The organism is Neptunicoccus cionae (assembly GCF_014643735.1).
GTDB lineage: Bacteria > Pseudomonadota > Alphaproteobacteria > Rhodobacterales > Rhodobacteraceae > Amylibacter > Amylibacter cionae.
This window is the reverse complement of record NZ_BMKA01000005.1, coordinates 45,970-63,127: the sequence shown is the minus strand read 5'-3', so window position 1 is coordinate 63,127 and position 17,158 is coordinate 45,970. Positions and strand designations below refer to the sequence as shown.

At 57.4% G+C, this 17,158-nt stretch carries 16 protein-coding genes; 12 read left to right on the top strand and 4 right to left on the bottom strand.

Annotation, left to right across the window (positions count from 1 at the left end):
* Nucleotides 1-11: 11 nt before the first annotated feature.
* The 3 genes from IEX10_RS15890 to IEX10_RS15880 are packed head-to-tail and all read left to right on the top strand — an operon-like array spanning nt 12 to nt 3,781.
* Nucleotides 12-1,469: a biotin carboxylase gene (locus IEX10_RS15890; RefSeq protein ID WP_188677560.1), complete on the top strand. Its 1,458-nt coding sequence runs from the start codon at nt 12-14 to the stop codon at nt 1,467-1,469.
* Between the two features lie 8 nt (nt 1,470-1,477).
* Nucleotides 1,478-2,449 (top strand): C45 family autoproteolytic acyltransferase/hydrolase, encoded by a 972-nt coding sequence (locus IEX10_RS15885; RefSeq protein WP_188677557.1) that lies wholly within the window; start codon nt 1,478-1,480, stop codon nt 2,447-2,449.
* A gap of 9 nt (nt 2,450-2,458) precedes the next feature.
* Entirely contained in the window at nt 2,459-3,781 is a 1,323-nt protein-coding gene (locus IEX10_RS15880) for an aspartate aminotransferase family protein (protein ID WP_188677555.1), read from the top strand.
* Nucleotides 3,782-3,923: 142 nt separating this feature from the next.
* Here the strand turns inward: IEX10_RS15880 and IEX10_RS15875 are convergent, their stop codons facing one another.
* A complete protein-coding gene (locus IEX10_RS15875; RefSeq protein ID WP_188677552.1) occupies nt 3,924-4,112 on the bottom strand; it encodes a hypothetical protein in 189 nt (62 codons plus the stop codon).
* A 159-nt stretch (nt 4,113-4,271) separates the two neighbouring features.
* On the opposite strand from IEX10_RS15875, the gene IEX10_RS15870 reads away from it, so the two are divergent.
* Nucleotides 4,272-5,666 carry an amidase family protein gene (locus IEX10_RS15870; protein WP_188677549.1) on the top strand — a complete coding sequence of 465 codons (1,395 nt, stop codon included), beginning with the start codon at nt 4,272-4,274 and terminating at the stop codon, nt 5,664-5,666.
* A 94-nt stretch (nt 5,667-5,760) separates the two neighbouring features.
* On the top strand, nt 5,761-6,798 hold the full coding sequence (curA, locus tag IEX10_RS15865; RefSeq protein WP_188677546.1) for an NADPH-dependent curcumin/dihydrocurcumin reductase: 1,038 nt from the start codon (nt 5,761-5,763) through the stop codon (nt 6,796-6,798).
* Nucleotides 6,799-6,876: 78 nt separating this feature from the next.
* Here the strand turns inward: curA and IEX10_RS15860 are convergent, their stop codons facing one another.
* Entirely contained in the window at nt 6,877-7,878 is a 1,002-nt protein-coding gene (locus IEX10_RS15860; protein WP_188677543.1) for an NADP-dependent oxidoreductase, read from the bottom strand.
* 39 nt (nt 7,879-7,917) lie between these two features.
* The gene (locus IEX10_RS15855; protein ID WP_188677540.1) at nt 7,918-8,814 is read right to left on the bottom strand and encodes a haloalkane dehalogenase; all 897 of its coding nucleotides are present in this window, start codon (nt 8,812-8,814) and stop codon (nt 7,918-7,920) included.
* Between the two features lie 128 nt (nt 8,815-8,942).
* Here IEX10_RS15855 and IEX10_RS15850 point away from each other — a divergent pair, with 128 nt between their 5' ends.
* Complete coding sequence (locus IEX10_RS15850) at nt 8,943-9,602, top strand: histidine phosphatase family protein (protein ID WP_188677537.1); 660 nt, start codon at nt 8,943-8,945, stop codon at nt 9,600-9,602.
* A gap of 234 nt (nt 9,603-9,836) precedes the next feature.
* Here IEX10_RS15850 and IEX10_RS15845 read toward each other — a convergent pair whose 3' ends face one another.
* Complete coding sequence (locus tag IEX10_RS15845; protein WP_188677534.1) at nt 9,837-10,832, bottom strand: NADPH:quinone oxidoreductase family protein; 996 nt, start codon at nt 10,830-10,832, stop codon at nt 9,837-9,839.
* Nucleotides 10,833-10,960: 128 nt separating this feature from the next.
* Between IEX10_RS15845 and IEX10_RS15840 the strand changes: the two genes are divergently transcribed.
* The 6 genes from IEX10_RS15840 (at nt 10,961) to IEX10_RS15815 (ending at nt 17,153) form a co-directional block, all read left to right on the top strand.
* Nucleotides 10,961-12,133: an acyl-CoA dehydrogenase family protein gene (locus IEX10_RS15840; protein WP_229678593.1), complete on the top strand. Its 1,173-nt coding sequence runs from the start codon at nt 10,961-10,963 to the stop codon at nt 12,131-12,133.
* A 6-nt stretch (nt 12,134-12,139) separates the two neighbouring features.
* Complete coding sequence (locus tag IEX10_RS15835; protein ID WP_229678592.1) at nt 12,140-13,267, top strand: acyl-CoA dehydrogenase family protein; 1,128 nt, start codon at nt 12,140-12,142, stop codon at nt 13,265-13,267.
* A gap of 2 nt (nt 13,268-13,269) precedes the next feature.
* On the top strand, nt 13,270-14,193 hold the full coding sequence (locus IEX10_RS15830; protein ID WP_188677522.1) for an SDR family NAD(P)-dependent oxidoreductase: 924 nt from the start codon (nt 13,270-13,272) through the stop codon (nt 14,191-14,193).
* Between the two features lie 12 nt (nt 14,194-14,205).
* Nucleotides 14,206-15,402, top strand: coding sequence for an acetyl-CoA C-acyltransferase (locus tag IEX10_RS15825; protein WP_188677511.1), 1,197 nt, complete (start codon nt 14,206-14,208; stop codon nt 15,400-15,402).
* 87 nt (nt 15,403-15,489) lie between these two features.
* Nucleotides 15,490-16,500, top strand: a complete 1,011-nt coding sequence (locus IEX10_RS15820) for an NAD(P)H-dependent flavin oxidoreductase (RefSeq protein WP_188677510.1) — start codon at nt 15,490-15,492, stop codon at nt 16,498-16,500.
* A gap of 5 nt (nt 16,501-16,505) precedes the next feature.
* Nucleotides 16,506-17,153 carry a histidine phosphatase family protein gene (locus IEX10_RS15815; RefSeq protein ID WP_188677508.1) on the top strand — a complete coding sequence of 216 codons (648 nt, stop codon included), beginning with the start codon at nt 16,506-16,508 and terminating at the stop codon, nt 17,151-17,153.
* Nucleotides 17,154-17,158: the final 5 nt, after the last annotated feature.

Sequence of the window (17,158 nt, the reverse complement as noted above, 5' to 3'; positions counted from 1 at the left end):
AGGACAATACTATGGCAACAGTGCTTAAAAATATCTCGGAGATCCGGCGCTTCTTTCACCGCAACGAAGACCCGATCTATTTCATTTCGGCGACAAACTTCAACCTGCTCGGTCTGGATGAGTGGGTGAAAAACTTTAAATATATCTGCTACATAGATTGTTACGGCGGCAAGCACCCGAATGTGTTCTGCCCCTCTGAACAACCCCATGCGGAATTCCAGAGCATTGAGGACATCAACAACTATCTGCTGCAGCACAAAGAGGTCATCGACTTCATCAAACGGCGCGGTGGCAAGCCGAAATTCGTCTTTCTGATGTTTGACGAGGAAACCGAACGCCTGTCCAAAGAGCTGGGCGCGGATGTCTGGTTCCCTAAAGCCAAGCTGCGCACAAAGATGGACAACAAGATTGAAACCGTGCGGATCGGCAACAAGGCGGGTGTGCCTTCGGTGCCAAACGTGCTGGCGGAAGTGAAGAATTACGAAGACCTGCGCAAAACCTGCGAAAAAGCCAAGCTTGGACATGATCTGGTGCTGCAGTCTGCCTTCGGGGACAGCGGTCACACAACTTTCTTTATCAAGAACGAAGCGGACTTCCGGCGTCATGAACATGAAATCGTCGGAGAGGGCGAGATCAAGATCATGAAGCGGATTGATTGCCGTGGCTCCGCGATTGAGGGCTGCGCCACCAAGGAAGGCACCATCGTAGGCCCGTTGATGACAGAACTGGTGGGCTTTGACGAACTGACCCCCTATCGGGGCGGCTGGTGTGGCAATGAAATCCTATCCACTGCTTTCCCGCCCAAGGTGCGTGAAAAGGCGCGGGAGCTGACCTTCAAGTTCGGGGAGCAACTGCGCAAGGAAGGCTATCGCGGGTATTTTGAACTGGACTTCCTGATCGACAAAAAGACCGGCGATCTATGGCTAGGGGAATTGAACCCTCGCATCACAGGCGCGTCTTCCATGACCAACCACGCCGCCTTTGCCCACGCCGACGCGCCGCTGTTCCTGTTCCATTTGCTGGAATTCTCGCGCAAGAAGTTCGATCTGGACACTGATGAGCTGAACAACCGTTGGGCCGATCCCGATATGATCGACAGCTGGTCCCAGATGGTGATCAAACACACCGATGACAGCGTGGATATTTGCACCGATGCGCCGGAAACGGGCATCTACAAAATGCTCGAAGACGGGCGGGTGGTGTTTGACCGCTTTGACTATCACCGCCGCGCTGTGGAAAGCGAGAACGAGGCGTTTTTCCTGCGTATCTTGCAACCGGGCGATTATCGTTATGAAGGCGCGGACATCGGCATTCTTGTGACCCGCGGGCGCTCTATGACCAAAGGGTTCCAGTTGAACGAGCGGGCGAAAAAGTGGATTCACGGCATCAAACAATCCGTTGAAGGCAAGGCCTTGCCTGTGGCAGATGCTGGTCCGGCGGTGGCCGATCCGGCCTTTAAAATCTTGTAAGGACAGCCATGTACTGGCGCGCAATCAGCGAACAACAGCCCGGGGCAAAATGGTCCGGGCTGTTTGACGAATACTGGCCCCATTACAAGCGTTGGTGGGAACGGGAGGGCGACAGCGCCCGCCCGAGTTATCTGGAAAGCCGCCGTGCGCTTGAAACCCACATGCCTGAAATCGTGCCACTTTACGACGAATTGTGCGAATTGGCAGGGGGCGGCGATCAGGCGGCGCGCTTTCTCAGCTTTTATTGTCCGCCCCCTTACCTAGCGGGATGTTCACAAGCGATTTGGACTGGCAAGGAACCGGTTCTGGTGCGCAATTACGATTACAACCCGAAGGCCTTTGACAGCCTGATCCTGCACACCGGCTGGCAGGGACGCCGTGTGATGGGCACTTCGGACGGGCTTTGGGGGATGGTGGACGGTTGCAATGACGCGGGCCTGTCTATTTCCCTGACCTTTGGAGGTCGGCGCGTGGTCGGGACCGGCTTTGGCGTGCCGCTAATCCTGCGTTATGTGCTGCAAACCTGTGAAACCACCGAACAGGCGGGCAGGGTGCTGGCCCGTGTGCCCACCCACATGAGCTATAACGTCACTGTGCTGGATGCGAAGCGGCAGTATTTGACGGCAATGATGGCACCGGACCGGCCTGCGGTCATCACCCATGCGGCTGTGGCCACCAACCATCAGGAAAACGTGGAATGGGTCAGCCACGCACGCTTCACAGCCACAGTAGAGCGGGAAAGGTTCTTATTGCAGCGGCTAACTTTACACCGTGATCCAGAAGAAACTTTTATTGGTGCATTTCTGAAGCCGCCGCTCTATTCCACCGCTTTCGATGCGGGGTTCGGGACGCTTTACACAGCCGTCTACCGCCCGAGACTGCAAGAAATGGAAATCCGGTGGCCAGGAACGGTCTGGTCATTTTCTATGGATAATTTTAACGAAGGGAGCCGGAAGGTCACGATCCCCGGCGCTGCTTAGGAGCCTGTAATGTCCCATATCTTTCCCCGCCACACCAAACAGAACCCGCCTGTCGCTGTGCGCGGCGATGGCTGCTATCTTTATGATTCCAATGGCAAACAATACCTCGACGCTTCCGGTGGGGCGGCGGTGTCCTGCCTTGGGCATAATGATCGCACGGTAATTGAAGCGGTTAAAGCGCAGCTTGACAGTCTTGCCTATGCCCACACCGGATTTTTGACCTCGGAGCCTGCGGAGACGCTGGCAGACCTGCTTATCGAACATGCGCCCGGCGATCTGGATCGGGTTTATCTTGTGTCCGGCGGGTCAGAGGCGGTCGAAGCCGCATTGAAGCTCGCGCGGCAGTATTTTGTGGAAAAAGGTGAGCCGCAGCGGGGGCGTTTGATCGCCCGAAAGCAAAGTTACCACGGCAACACGATGGGCGCACTTTCTGCGGGCGGCAACGCTTGGCGGCGGGCACAATTCGGCCCGTTGCTGATCGATATGAGCCACATTGATCCCTGTTACGCCTATCGTTTGCAACAGGAGGGTGAGTCTGAGGAGGCTTACGGTATCCGCGCGGCCAACCTGTTGGAGGAGGAACTGTTACGGGTCGGCCCCGAAACAGTCATGGCCTTCATCGCGGAGCCTGTCGTGGGTGCCACGGCGGGGGCTGTACCGGCCGTTAAGGGTTATTTCAAACGCATCCGCGAGATTTGCGATCAGTACGGCATACTGCTGATATTGGACGAAGTTATGTGTGGTATGGGGCGCACCGGCAGTCTGTTTGCCTGCGAACAAGACGGGGTGGCGCCTGATATTTTGTGTATCGCCAAGGGCTTGGGTGCTGGGTATCAGCCCATCGGCGCGATGCTGTGCAGCAAGCAAATCTACCAAGCCATCGCAGATGGTAGCGGCTTTTTCCAGCACGGCCACACCTATATCGGGCACCCTTGCGCAGCTGCGGCAGGAGTTGCGGTGGTGAAATCTTTACTCGGGCGTGATCTGGTCAGCGCGGCTGATAGGCAGGGCCACAAGCTGCGCACCGCTCTCGCGGCTGAATTCGGGACACATCTCAATATCGGGGACATTCGCGGGCGCGGTCTTTTTGTCGGCGTGGAACTGGTGGCGGACCGGATGACAAAAGCCCCGCTTGATCCGGACCGCAAAACCGCCGCACGAATTAAGGCCGCAGCGTTTGAGGCAGGCATGATCTGCTATCCGATGAGCGGCACGATCGACGGGCAGAGCGGCGATCACGTTCTACTGGCCCCGCCCTTTATCATCACCGACCCCCAGATAGACGAACTGGTCGGTAAGTTGTCAAAGGCGGTGGATGCGGGGCTGGCGTGAACGGCAACAGAGAGAAGCAAAAGTGAAAGGCCTGCTCGCATTGGGGAGGACAACGCGAGCAGGCCTTTCAGGCGCTATGGGCAGAAATTGCCCTATGGAGTTTTCGAAAGCGCAGCGATCAAATACCGCGCGCGCAAAATTCCTAGCTGCCTTCAACAGTAGCGGAGTTTTCGGGGATGGTGCCGGTAACGCCTTCATCTGTCACATCGTCCGACAGATAGGTCAGCGTCAGCATAACAAGTATGGCACCAGCACCAATCGCGATCATTCCGAGCAGTGGACCATAGTGGCGTTTCTTCTGTTTCTCAACGTTGGTTTCAGGGGCGGACATGCGTTCGACCTTTCCGTTTAAAATATGGGTTTCACCTATCCAACCCGTGCGCGCGGGAAAGGTTCCAAAGACTCTGCATGCCTTAAGGGAAAGAATCCCGTTGCACATCAGGCTCGGGTGGTGCCACGATGCGATAGAATAGATTAGGAGTTACCGAAAATGTCCGAACTCTGGACCCTGAGCGCCACCGAAATTGCAGCAAAGATCCGCAACAAAGACCTTTCCGCTTGCGAAGTCACCAAAGCCCATTTGGAACGAATTGATGCGGTAAACCCCGTGCTAAACGCTGTGGTGCAACATATGCCCGAGGAGGCGTTATCGGCAGCTGCAGCGGTTGATGCGGATATTGCCGCCGGGCGTGAAGTCGGGCCGATGGCGGGCGTTCCGGTGACGATTAAGGTGAATGTGGATCAGGCGGGCCACGCCACCACCAACGGCTTGAAGTTGCTGGAAAACCTTGTGGCAGAGGAGGACAGCCCCGTGGTGTCCAACATGCGCAAAGCAGGGGCAATTATTGTCGGTCGCACCAATACGCCGGCGTTTTCGCTGCGCTGGTTTACCAAGAACAACCTGCACGGCCAGACACTCAACCCCCATGGGAAAGACATTACTCCGGGTGGGTCGTCCGGCGGGGCAGGGTCCTCTGTCGCGAGCGGTATGGCGGCTGTGGGGCATGGCACGGATATCGGCGGGTCGATCCGCTATCCCGCCTATGCCTGTGGCATTCACGGTTTGCGGCCAACGCTCGGCCGGTTGCCAGCCTATAACCCTTCGGGCGCGGACCGGCATATTGGCGGGCAGCTGATGGCTGTGGGCGGGCCTCTGGCGCGGAGCATGGATGACATTGATCTTAGCCTGCGGGCGATGGCCGTCGAGGATCTGCGCGATCCGTGGTATGTGCCAGCGCCGATTGATCAGGGCGATTTCCCGCGCCGTGCGGCCCTGTGTGTGCGGCCTGACGGGATGGAGATTGCCCCCGAAATAGAGTCCGCCCTACGCGCGGCGGCGAAAAATCTGACCGATGCAGGCTGGGAGGTGGAAGAAGTCGACTGCCCCCCCATGCAACCCGCTGCGGACATAAACGCCAAACTGTGGCTGGCAGAGATGCGGCAGGGTGTGGACCGGATGATGGAACAAGAGGGCGAACCGGACAGCCAGCATGTGTTTGCAGTAATGCAATCCCTGTCCGCGCCTGTGGATGCGGGTGGCCTGCTGGATGCGCTGCGGGACCGTGTTACCCACCTGCGTCAGTGGCAGTTGTTTCTGGCGCAGTATTCGGTGCTGATCTGTCCGATTTCCGGAATGCTGCCCTTTGACCAACAGGCCGACGTTCAATCTGAAGAGGGTTTCAAAGCAATCATGCAATCGCAACTGACCCAGCTTGCGGTTCCCGCACTTGGCCTTCCGGGGTTGGCTGTGGCGACGGGACAAGCGGCGGGTAAGCCGATGGGCGTGCAATTGCTGGCGCGGCGCTACCGCGAGGACATCCTGATTGCCGCAGGACGGGATATCGAAGCCGCACACGCCGCAATCCGCCCCGTGGACCCCCAGTAATTTGTGATAAGACGTAACGGCATTGTTTCATACCCTTGGCGGTTGTGGGGGGAGAGGATTACTCTCCCCCCATACCAGAATTCAGGAGTACATCATGACAATCTATCAACACGTCGCTTTGGCATCCCGCCCAAAAGGCTGGCCAACACTCGAAAACTTTCGCTACGAAGATAAAGAACTGCCGGAAATGGGCGCAGGACAGGTCACTTTGCGTACGATCTGGCTGTCCCTTGACCCCTATATGCGGGGCCGGATGAATGATGCGAAATCCTATGCTGATCCGGTGCCAATCGGTGGCACAATGGAAGGCGGCGCGATTTGTGAAGTGATTGCCTCTAACAATGATAAATTCGCGGTTGGCGATATTGTTGTCGGGCGCACCGGCTGGGCCACGCATGGCATTGCCGATGGTGCTGATATTCGCAAAGTCGACCCCAACGCCGCACCGCTTTCGACCTATCTCGGGGTGCTTGGGATGCCGGGCATGACCGCTTGGATCGGGTTGAACGAGATCGGCAAGATGAAAGAGGGCGAAACGGTTCTGATTTCAGCCGCCACAGGCGCTGTTGGTGGTCTTGCAGGTCAGCTGGCGAAAGCCAAAGGCTGTAAAGTGATCGGCGTTGCTGGTGGTGCTGAAAAATGTTCCTTCGCAGTAGACGAGTTGGGCTTTGATGCCTGTCTGGATCACAAAGCCGCCAAAGACGGGCGCGAACTGGGGGCGCAGATCAAAGAAGCCGCGCCGCAAGGTGTTGACGTCTACTTTGAGAACGTGGGCGGTAAAACCTTGGAAGCGGTTCTGCCAAACATGAATATGTTCGGCCGTATCGCAATTTGTGGCATGATTGCGTGGTATAATGGTGATAACGTAGCGGAAGCGGCTCCTCTGCCAGCGGTTTGGTCTACGATCCTGACAAACCGTCTGACCGTGCAAGGGTTCCTGTTTCCCGACCATCAAGACAGCGCCGCTGCCTTCTTTAAAGAGGTCGCGCCGATGATGGCCGCTGGCAAAATCAAGTTCCGTGAAAGCGTTGCAGAAGGGCTTGAAAACGCGCCGGAAGCCTTTCTGGAACTGCTGAACGGCGACAACTTCGGCAAGCAGCTTGTGCGGGTTGGCGAAGATCCAAAGGGCTGAAGCCATAGCCTGACTTGATCGGAAAGGGGGGCTTGGCGGCCCCCCTTTTTTATGAGTATTTCTGGAACATTGAAGCCGTCAGTTGTCGGGGCCGACGCGGACCATGCGTTTGCCGCGGTTTTCACCTGCGAGCAGGCCGATAAGGGCTGCTGGGGCGTTTTCGAGGCCGTCAACGATGTCCTCGGGCACTTTGATCGCGCCGGACTTCACCCAGTTCTGCAGGGCGCGCAGGGCAGTAGCGTCTTCATGGGCGTAGTCCATGACGATGAAGCCTTCCATGCGCAGACGTTTCACCACCACCATGCCGGGTAAATTGCGTGGGCCGCTGGGGCTGGAGGCGTCATATTGGCTGACTGCGCCACAGCAGACCACGCGGCCCCGCTCGTTCATGCGGAACAGAACGGTTTCAAGGGTCGCGCCGCCTACGTTGTCGAAATATACGTCGATCCCGTCAGGGCAGGCGGCCTTCAGCGCTTTGTGCCACGCCGGATCGCGGTAATCGACGCATGCATCAAAGCCGAGTTCATCGACCACCCATTTGCCCTTTTCGGTGCCACCGGCAATGCCAACAACGCGGCAGCCGATGGCCTTGGCAATCTGTCCCACATAGACGCCGACCGAGCCAGCGGCGGCGGACACCACAACGGTTTCACCGGGCAGCGGGCGGCCTACGGACATCAATCCGTGGAAGGCGGTTTTGCCTGCGATTCCAAAGACAGACATCAGGTGTGACAGGGTGTCGACCTTGGGCAGTTTCACTGCTCCGCGCGCTGGCACAACCGCATGATCGGCCCAGACCGTTTCCACGGCAACGATATCGCCCGCCGCGAACCTGTCGGAGCGGCTGTCGGTGACTTCAGCCAGCGCGTAGGTGTGCATTGCATCGCCCGCTAGGATCGGCTCGCGGTAGGTGGCGCCTTGCATCCATGCGCGGTTGGCGGCGTCAATCGACATAAGGATAGTGCGTACTTGGAGTTCGCCGTCCTTGGGCGCGGGCAGTTCGGTGTCTTGCAGTTCGAAATGGTCCTGTGTCAGAGCGCCCTTGGGCAGCTCCCTAACGATAACCTGACGGGTTTTCATGGCGTGTTCCTCAGTTTTTTATTTGGATGAGTTCGGGTTTCAACTGTCGCCCCAATGGGCCAGCGCGGCTGTGGCGATTGGCGCGCCCCATTCCTGAAGGAAGTGGCCGCCCTCTAGCACATCGAGCGCGGGCGGGCAGTTGCGGATTACGCTGTGCAGCCACTTCATCGCAGGCGGGCCAAGCACCGGATCCTGATGCCCGACCGCCATGAAGCTTTGGCCCTGCCAGTGATTTGACAGGAAATCCAGCGCGGCCCTTGCGTGATCGACCCCTTCCATATCCGGGCTGGTCATCACCATATCAGGAAAGCGCCGCACGCCGCCCTTGTAGGTCACGTCGGGGTAAGGAGCGGCGTAGGCTTGTGCTTCAGCGTCGCTGAGGATCGGGGTGGCGCGTTTCATCAGGGCGGCAATATCAAGGTCCGGATTGGCAGCGTTATAGGCGCGCCAGTCCTCAAACCCTTTGCCGGGCGACTGTCCCACAGCAATCGACGTGTTCATCACCAGAAGGCGGGTGATCCGGTCCGGCATAGCATGGGGGAGTGTTAATCCAAGAAGGCCGCCCCAATCCTGCACCACCAGCGTAATATTTCTTAAATCCAGCGCCCTAATGAAGGCGAGGATCATGTCGCGGTGGAAGTTGAAACTGTAGGCGGAGTCCTCTGCCGGTTTGTCGGACCGCCCGAACCCGAGCCAGTCCGGTGCGATCACGCGTGCGTCACTGTCAGCGAACACGGGGATCATTTTTCGATAAAGATAGGACCATGTGGGTTGGCCGTGCAGGCACAGAAACACCCGTTCCGCATCCTTCGGGCCTTCGTCCACATAATGGACCCGCAGACCGTCATAACCGTCGAGCGTGTCTATGTAGTTGGGGGCATAAGGCCAATCCGGTAGGTCGGAAAAGCGAGAGTCCGGTGTGCGAAGGCTGTCCAAGGCGAGCTCCAGTTTGACGGGGGATCAGGTTTGTGAAAAGCCTATGGCCAAGTTCCAAAACCTGTCAATCAACGGGCGCTGCGACGTGGCGGCAAACCTGAAATACCTTTAATAAAGGAAAGACGCAGATGACAAAAGAATACCCCCAACACCGGTTTGTTGTGCCAAAAGACGCGGTGGATGTGCTGTTTATCCGGCACGGCGAAACCATTCCTGCCCGCCCCGGTGTGTCTTTTCCGATGAAAGACGGCCACGGCAATCCGCCGCTGCATCCCCGTGGCGAGGCGCAGGCCGAAGCAGTTGGTGAGCGTCTGCGGGAGGAGCGTTTTGATGCGCTCTATGTTACGTCGCTCCAGCGGACGCACCAAACGATGGCACCGCTTGCGAAATATCTCGGCATGACGCCAGTTGAGGAACCGGACCTGCGCGAAATCCGCCTTGGAGAGTGGGATGGCGGGTTGTACCGGATCAAATCGGCTGAAGGAGCACCAGAGTTTCTGCGTGCCAAAGCGGAACATGAATGGGGCCATATTCCAGGGGCGGAAACGACTGCGGAACTTCACGAACGGGTCGAACGCGGGCTGTGGCGGCTGCTGGACAATCATGCCGGAGAACGAATTGCCTTTTGTGTGCATGGTGGGGTGGTTGGCGCGATTATGTCGATTGCAACAGGGTGTAAACCGTTTGCGATGATCGGGGCCTCCAATGGTTCAATCAGCCGTGTCGTGCTGACGAAAGACCGGTTCTTTGTGCGCAGTTTCAACGACTGCAATCACCTTGGGGAATAGGGTGGATTTTGTAAGGGTTTGATTTGGTTGATGGAAAACGATGACCCTGCAAATATGAAGCGTCATCTATGAAGCTTCATATAAGACACGTGATGCAAGACGCTTCATATAAGACGCGTCGAAATTGCAGGGTCATCAGGTTGACCGACCCTATGCCGCCATAGAAATCCATAGCACGAACAAAAAAGGGCAAAGCCGTAGCTTCGCCCTTTGCACTTATTCGGAACGCGGTGGTTAATCGACGTTCAGCACAACTTTCCCCAGAACTTTGCGATCTTCCAACATGCGCAGCGCATCAGCCGCTTTTTCCAGCGGGAAAGACGCCGAAATCTGCGGTTTGATCTGGCCTTTGGACCACATGCCGAACAGTTCTTTCAGATTGGCTTGATGCACATCGGGTTCCATTTGGGTGAAGGCCCCCCAGAACACGCCAACCACCTGACAGTTCTTCAACAGCGTCAGGTTCAGCGGCAGCTTTGGGATGCCTGCAGGGAAGCCCACGACCAGAAAACGGCCTTCCCAGCCGAGCGCACGCACCGCCGGTTCGGCATAATTGCCCCCCACCGCATCATAAACCACCTGCACGCCTTTCGGCCCCGCCAGTTCCTTGATCGCACCGGAAAACGCCTTTTGCGCGTCGCGGTCCATTTCGCGGGGGTAAATCAGCGTCTCATCTGCACCAAGTTCCTTGCAGAACGCGGCCTTTTCTTCAGAGGACACAGCCGCGATCACGCGCGCGCCCATCGCCTTGCCAAGCTCGATCGCTGCAGCCCCGACACCACCGGCGGCACCAAGGATTAGCAGGGTTTCCCCTTCCTTCAGATTGGCCCGCTGTTTCAACGCATAATGGGAGGTCCCATAGGTCAGGATAAAGCAGGCAGCTTGATCAAATGGCATGTCATCAGGGATCGGAACCAGCGTCGACTTATGGGCGACAACATGTGTGGAGAATCCGTTGTAACCGGGCACGGCCAACACGCGATCCCCGACAGACACGTTGCTTACACCTTCTCCAAGGCTCTCGATTTCGCCGGAAACTTCACCGCCAGGAGCAAACGGGCGCTGGGGTTTCAACTGGTACAAGTCTTTGATAATCAACGTATCAGGGAAGTTCACACCCGCAGCCCGAACACGGATAACGACCTCTCCTTTGCCTGGCTTCGGGGTTTCTGTTTCGGTCAGCTCCAGCGTCTCCGGACCACCGGCTTCTTTACTCATCATCGCGCGCATTGCGTGTCTCCCAGATCAAAATGACGTTACATCACGCCCACGTTCAGGGGCTGGAACAATCTTGTCAACGAACAAGTGAAATGCAATTCTGCCTAGCGGAACATGACGCAGCGTTTGGGAGGAAAGCCGTGCCGTTTGACACCACAAATCCAGAGAAATTCCGCGCGGACATACGCGCTTGGCTGGCAGAAAACTGCCCTACCGAAATGCAGGACGGGGACAGCACAGCAGATTCGATTTGCTGGGGCGGTCGCAACTGGACCTTCCAGTCCGATGCGCAAAAACAGTGGCTGAACGTCTGCGCCGAGAACGGTCTGACTTGTCCGACTTGGCCGCAAGAATACGGCGGTGCAGGGTTTGACCGCGATCAGGAAAAAATCTGGCTGTCCGAACTTGGCCGGATCAACGCGCGTCTGCCGCTGCAATCCTTTGGGATCTGGATGCTTGGCCCCGCGCTGCTGCACTTTGGCAGCCATGAACAAAAGCTGCACTATCTTCCGCCAATCACCCGCGGTGAAATCCGTTGGTGTCAGGGGTATTCCGAACCGGGTGCCGGTTCCGACCTTGCAAGCGTTCAATCTAAGGGCGAAGATCAGGGCGATCACTGGGTGGTAAACGGACAGAAGGTCTGGACATCCTACGCGGATAAAGCGGACTGGATTTTTGCCCTCATCCGCACTGATAAGGACGCACCGAAACATAAAGGGATTTCCTTCCTGTTGTTTGATATGCAATCTGAGGGGGTTTCCACCCGTCCGATCAAACTGATCTCCGGTGCCTCCCCGTTCTGCGAGACATTCTTTGACGATGTGAAGGTCCCGAAAGACCAGATCGTTGGAACAGAAAACCGCGGTTGGGATGTGGCGAAATATCTGCTCACCCACGAGCGGGAGATGATTTCCGGTGGTGGATCGGGTCGCGGCGCGGGACGCTCGCTGGCCAAGGTTCTTGCGGATGCGGGGCATGATTTGTCCGAGGCGTCCCTTCGCAGCGAAGCGATTGCCTGTGACATTGAAGAAATGTCAGTTGCCTTGACAATCGAGCGTTACAAAGATCAGGCTGCGGGCGGCAAAGGTGTGGGCGATGCCTCTGCCATGTTGAAATACGCCGGAACCGAATTGAACAAGCGCAAGCATGAACTGTTCATGTCAGCGGGTGGTTCAGAAGCCCTGCAATGGGACGGCGCAACCGGCAGCCTGCCGGCCGACTGGCTGCGGACCAAAGCGAATTCGATTGAGGGGGGGACGTCAGAAGTGATGCTTTCCATCATTTCAAAGCGCGTTTTGGGACTTCCGGGGTAAAATACTATGACAAATCTTACATTGAACGAAGATGAAACAATGCTGGTGGACAGCGCGCGTGGCTTTCTGGACGAAGCCTCGCCCGTAGAGAAATTCCGCGAATTGCGGGATGCTGGCAAAGCCTATAATCCCGAGCTCTGGAAGCAGATGGCCGATCTCGGCTGGACCGGTGTTCTGGTGCCTGAAGATCAGGGTGGCATTGATATGGGCCATGCAGCGGCCAATCTGCTGGCGCAGGAAATGGGCAAGACGCTGGTGTCTTCGCCATTTATTTCCACAGCAGTCATGGCGGCAACGGCGTTGCGGCAGGTGGCGGATAATCCCCGCGCAGCCGAGGCGCTGGGCAAGATCGCCAGCGGTGATCTGACTTATGCGCTGGCGCTGGACGAAGGCGTCAAACACGCCCCGAATAACACGCAGATGCAGGCGGAACGGGTCGGCAACGGCTTTTCGCTGAGCGGGGAAAAGACCTTCGTGGTGGATGGCGGTTCAGCCGACCGTCTGCTGGTCCTGGCCCGTACAGGTGATGATGACGGGGCTTTGACCCTGTTTGATATTCCGGCAGATCGCGACGGTATCACCCGCACGGCGCAGAATATGATTGATGCCCGTGACAGCGCGCAGATCAGTTTTGAGGGGGTGGAAGCCACTGGCGAAGACGTGGTTGGGACGGTCGATCAGGCGATGAGTGTTCTCAGCCCTGCATTGCGGGCTGGTCAGGCAGCGCTTGCTGCGGAAATGACGGGTCTTAGCTCCGGTGCGTTCGGGATGACAGTCAGCTATTTGCAGGAACGCAAGCAGTTCGGCGTATTGATTGGCCAGTTTCAGGCCCTGCAACATCGTGCGGCGCATCTGTGGTCCGACATCGAAGTGGCCACATCCACGATTGCAAATGCAGGCCGGATGATGGACGAAGATCCCGAGAACGCCACGCTGGCTGTGTCGCTGGCCAAGGCGAAGGCCTGTCAAACGGCAAAACTGGCGGTGATGGAAGGTGTTCAGATGCATGGCGGCATTGGCATGACCGACGCATTCGACATGGGCTTCTTCATGAAACGCGCCCGCGTGGCGCAGGAGTGGTTGGGCGATTACGGCTATCACGCCGAACAGATCGCAAAGATAAAAGGATACTAGATATGACAATCCGTTTTGATGGGAAAGTTGCCATCGTAACAGGAGCAGGCATCGGACTGGGGCGTAGCCATGCGCTGGGTCTGGCCGCGCGGGGCGCCAAGGTCGTTGTGAACGATCTCGGGGTTGCGGCGGACGGGCAGGGGCGTTCCTCTGCCGAGGCAGACGCCGTTGTCGCAGAAATTATCGAAGCGGGCGGTGAGGCGATGGCCCACGGTGCCGATGTCTCCAACGAGGCAGAGGTCAAGGACATGGTGCAACAAGCCATGGACAAATGGGGCCGCATCGACATTCTGATCAACAATGCCGGTATTCTGCGCGACAAAACCTTTTCCAAGATGACGCTGGACGACTTCAAAAAAGTTGTCGACGTGCATCTGATTGGTACCGCGACCGTGACCCACACCGTCTGGCCGATCATGCGCGAGCAAGGCTATGGCCGGATCGTTTTGACGGCTTCTTCGTCAGGGCTTTATGGCAACTTCGGTCAGTCCAACTATGGCGCGGCCAAGGCTGCTATGATGGGGTTGATGAATGTACTGCACATGGAAGGTGCGCGGGATGATATCCGCGTTAATACGCTGGCCCCGACCGCGACAACCCGCATGACGGAAGAGCTGTTCTCACCTGAAGTGGGCGAATTGCTGCGCCCTGAAACCATTACGCCGGGTGTGCTTTACCTTGTGTCCGAGGACGCGCCCTCCCGCGTGATCATGGGTGCAGGTGGCGGCTCTTTTGCGCAGACCCGTGTGTATGAAACCAAGGGCATCACCCTTGCCGGCGATGACATCACGCCGGAAAATGTGGCCGCCCAATGGGATAAGGTCACAGATCCCACGGATCAGGAAATCCTGACCCAAGCCTTTGAACAAACCGGAAAATACGCCAAGAACGCCGCCGATCTGGCTGGCATCAAACTGGAAAAATAAGGAACCATTATTATGCGTGACGCAGTTATTGTATCTACCGCCCGTACCCCGATCGGCAAAGCCTATCGCGGGGCTTTCAATGCAACGCTTGGTCAGGAACTGGCCGGCCACGCGATTAAACACGCGGTGCAACGTGCCGGTGTTGAAGGGGTCGATGTGGATGATGTTGTGATGGGCGCTGCCCTGCAACAAGGCTCCACCAGCACCAACATTGCCCGTCAGGCCGCAGTCCGCGCAGGTCTGGGCACCAGCGCACCGGGCATGTCGCTCGACCGTCAGTGTGCGTCTGGCATGATGGCGATTGCGACAGCGGCGAAACAGGTCATCACCGATGGCATGGACGTTGTTGTTGGTGGCGGTGTTGAATCCGTTTCCACTGTTCAGTTGCCCAACATGTTTCTAACACCTGACCCGTGGTTCAAAGAACACCAGCCTGACATGTATATGTCCATGCTGGAAACCGCTGAAACCGTTGCAGCCCGCTACAACGTGTCCCGCGAAGCCCAAGACGCCTATGCAGCACAGTCCCAAGCCCGCACCCATGCAGCGCAGCAGGCTGGCAAGTTCGACGACGAAATCGTGCCCCTGACCTCCACCATGAAGGTGATGAACAAGGAAACGAAAGAAGTCACCGAACACGAAGTGACGCTGGACAAGGACGAAGGCAACCGCCCAAGCACGACTGAAGAATCGCTTGCTGGTTTGCAGCCAGTGTTCAAGGACGGGCTGGTTATCAAGGAAGGCAAGTTCATCACTGCCGGTAACGCGTCCCAACTGTCTGACGGTGCGTCTGCTGCGGTTGTGATGGAAGCCAAGGTTGCCGAACAAAAAGGCCTGCAACCGCTTGGCCGTTACGTTGGTGTTATGGCGGCCGGTCTGGCACCCGATGAAATGGGTATCGGTCCGATCTATGCGGTTCCAAAGCTGCTGAAGGCCCATGGCCTGAAGATGGACGATATCGGTCTGTGGGAACTGAACGAGGCGTTTGCGGTGCAGGTCATCCACTCCCGCGATGTTCTGGGCATTCCGGACGAGCTGTTGAACGTAAACGGCGGCGCGATTTCCATCGGTCACCCTTACGGCATGTCCGGTGCGCGGATGGTTGGGCACGCGCTGATCGAAGGCAAACGTCGCGGTGCGAAATACGTTGTCTGCACCATGTGTGTTGGCGGTGGTATGGGTGCAGCGGGTCTGTTTGAAGTCCTCTAAGATACTGCGTTTCTACACTAAAACGGAATGTGCCAGTGAGCTGGCGCATTCCTGTACAGCTCTCTAACTTGTTAAGGATCCCCTTTTATGTCCCGTCCCTGGAACGCAACCCACGCCGAGTCTCACCTGCCCAAAGCCCTCCAAGGTTTGCGCATCCCTGCTGTTGCCTCTCCGTTGTTCATCATCTCGGTGCCAGCACTGGTGATCGCGCAATGTAAGGCTGGCGTTATCGGTTCGTTTCCGGCCCTGAATGCGCGGGAAGGGGAGGGGGAGCATCCGCTGCTTGATACTTGGCTGACCCAGATCAAGGAAGAACTGGACCGCCACAATCAGGCCAACCCCGACACCCCAGCGGCGCCCTATGCGGTGAACCAGATTGTACACCGTTCCAACGGGCGTCTGGAGCGGGACATTGAAATTTGCGTCAAACACGAGGTTCCTGTCTGGATCACTTCGCTGGGTGCGCGGGTCGAAGTGAATGACGCGGCCCATTCGTGCGGCGGCATTACGCTGCACGACATCATCAACAACAAATTCGCAAAAAAGGCGATTGAAAAAGGGGCTGACGGTCTGATCGCTGTGGCCGCCGGTGCTGGTGGCCATGCAGGGCCGCAATCCCCATTCGCGCTTGTTCAGGAAATCCGCAACTGGTTTGATGGCCCGCTGCTGCTGTCAGGCTCCATCGCGACGGGCGACGCCGTTCTGGCAGCGCGCGCTATGGGCGCCGATCTGGGCTATATCGGTTCGCCGTTCATCGCGACCGAAGAAGCCAATGCGGTGCAGGGGTACAAAGAAGCTATCGTCGGCGGTTCGGCTGCCGACATCGTGACATCCAGCCTGTTCACCGGCGTATCCGGCAACTATCTGCGCCCCTCGATTGAGGCTGCCGGCATGGACCCCGACAATCTTCCGTCGGCGGATTCCACATCTATGAATTTCGGTGAAGGTTCGGCCAAGCCAAAGGCATGGAAAGAAATCTGGGGTGCAGGGCAGGGCATTGGTGCTGTGGATGCCGTGCAACCGGCAGGCAAGCTGGTAGACAGGATCGCCAGCGAATATCACGCGGCCGTGGCGCGTCTTGCAGGCGAGGCTGGTTAACGAATATGGCGGAACTGATCGTCATTCGGCACGGGCAGGCGTCTTTTGGCGCTGACAATTATGACCGCTTGTCCCCTGCGGGCCACGAACAGTCCCGCCTCGCCGGTGCCATGCTGCGCGCGCGCGGATGGGTGCCGGACCGGATCGTTGTCGGCTCTCTGGTGCGCCAGATGGAGACGCTGCGCTCAATGGGATATGACAACCCTGAAATTCATGCGGGTTTTAACGAGTACGATTTTCACAACCTGCTGCACACGCGCTATGAAGGTGAGGTACCCAACCTTGTGATGGGGGATCGCAAGACCCATTTCCGCACCCTGCGCGAGACCATATTTGAATGGCAGGACGGCGGTCTGGCGGGGGCGTCGGAAAGCTGGATCGATTTCACCACACGCATTGAAGATGCCCTTACCACCGCGACCCGTGACGGGGCTGAACGTGTGCTGGTGGTCAGTTCGGGCGGGGTGATCGGGCAAACCGTTGCTTCTGTCGTCGGCGCGCCCCCCAAAATGATGATGACCTTGAATTTGCAGGTAAAAAACACCTCGATGAGCAAGATCATCTTTTCCGGCAAGAAGCGGTTCTTGCACGAATTTAACGCCACACCGCATCTGGATTCTCCGGAATTCGCAGAGATGCTGACCTACAGTTAGGGGAC

What these genes read in the sequence shown, in the direction of transcription:
- IEX10_RS15870 (WP_188677549.1), top strand. Translation starts at nt 4,272, where the DNA reads ATGTCCGAACTCTGGACCCTGAGCGCCACCGAAATTGCAGCAAAGATC.
- IEX10_RS15890 (WP_188677560.1), top strand. Translation starts at nt 12, where the DNA reads ATGGCAACAGTGCTTAAAAATATCTCGGAGATCCGGCGCTTCTTTCAC.
- IEX10_RS15830 (WP_188677522.1), top strand. Translation starts at nt 13,270, where the DNA reads ATGACAATCCGTTTTGATGGGAAAGTTGCCATCGTAACAGGAGCAGGC.
- curA (WP_188677546.1), top strand. Translation starts at nt 5,761, where the DNA reads ATGACAATCTATCAACACGTCGCTTTGGCATCCCGCCCAAAAGGCTGG.
- IEX10_RS15845 (WP_188677534.1), bottom strand. Translation starts at nt 10,832, where the DNA reads ATGCGCGCGATGATGAGTAAAGAAGCCGGTGGTCCGGAGACGCTGGAG.
- IEX10_RS15860 (WP_188677543.1), bottom strand. Translation starts at nt 7,878, where the DNA reads ATGAAAACCCGTCAGGTTATCGTTAGGGAGCTGCCCAAGGGCGCTCTG.
- IEX10_RS15880 (WP_188677555.1), top strand. Translation starts at nt 2,459, where the DNA reads ATGTCCCATATCTTTCCCCGCCACACCAAACAGAACCCGCCTGTCGCT.
- IEX10_RS15885 (WP_188677557.1), top strand. Translation starts at nt 1,478, where the DNA reads ATGTACTGGCGCGCAATCAGCGAACAACAGCCCGGGGCAAAATGGTCC.
- IEX10_RS15825 (WP_188677511.1), top strand. Translation starts at nt 14,206, where the DNA reads ATGCGTGACGCAGTTATTGTATCTACCGCCCGTACCCCGATCGGCAAA.
- IEX10_RS15850 (WP_188677537.1), top strand. Translation starts at nt 8,943, where the DNA reads ATGACAAAAGAATACCCCCAACACCGGTTTGTTGTGCCAAAAGACGCG.
- IEX10_RS15815 (WP_188677508.1), top strand. Translation starts at nt 16,506, where the DNA reads ATGGCGGAACTGATCGTCATTCGGCACGGGCAGGCGTCTTTTGGCGCT.
- IEX10_RS15820 (WP_188677510.1), top strand. Translation starts at nt 15,490, where the DNA reads ATGTCCCGTCCCTGGAACGCAACCCACGCCGAGTCTCACCTGCCCAAA.
- IEX10_RS15875 (WP_188677552.1), bottom strand. Translation starts at nt 4,112, where the DNA reads ATGTCCGCCCCTGAAACCAACGTTGAGAAACAGAAGAAACGCCACTAT.
- IEX10_RS15835 (WP_229678592.1), top strand. Translation starts at nt 12,140, where the DNA reads ATGACAAATCTTACATTGAACGAAGATGAAACAATGCTGGTGGACAGC.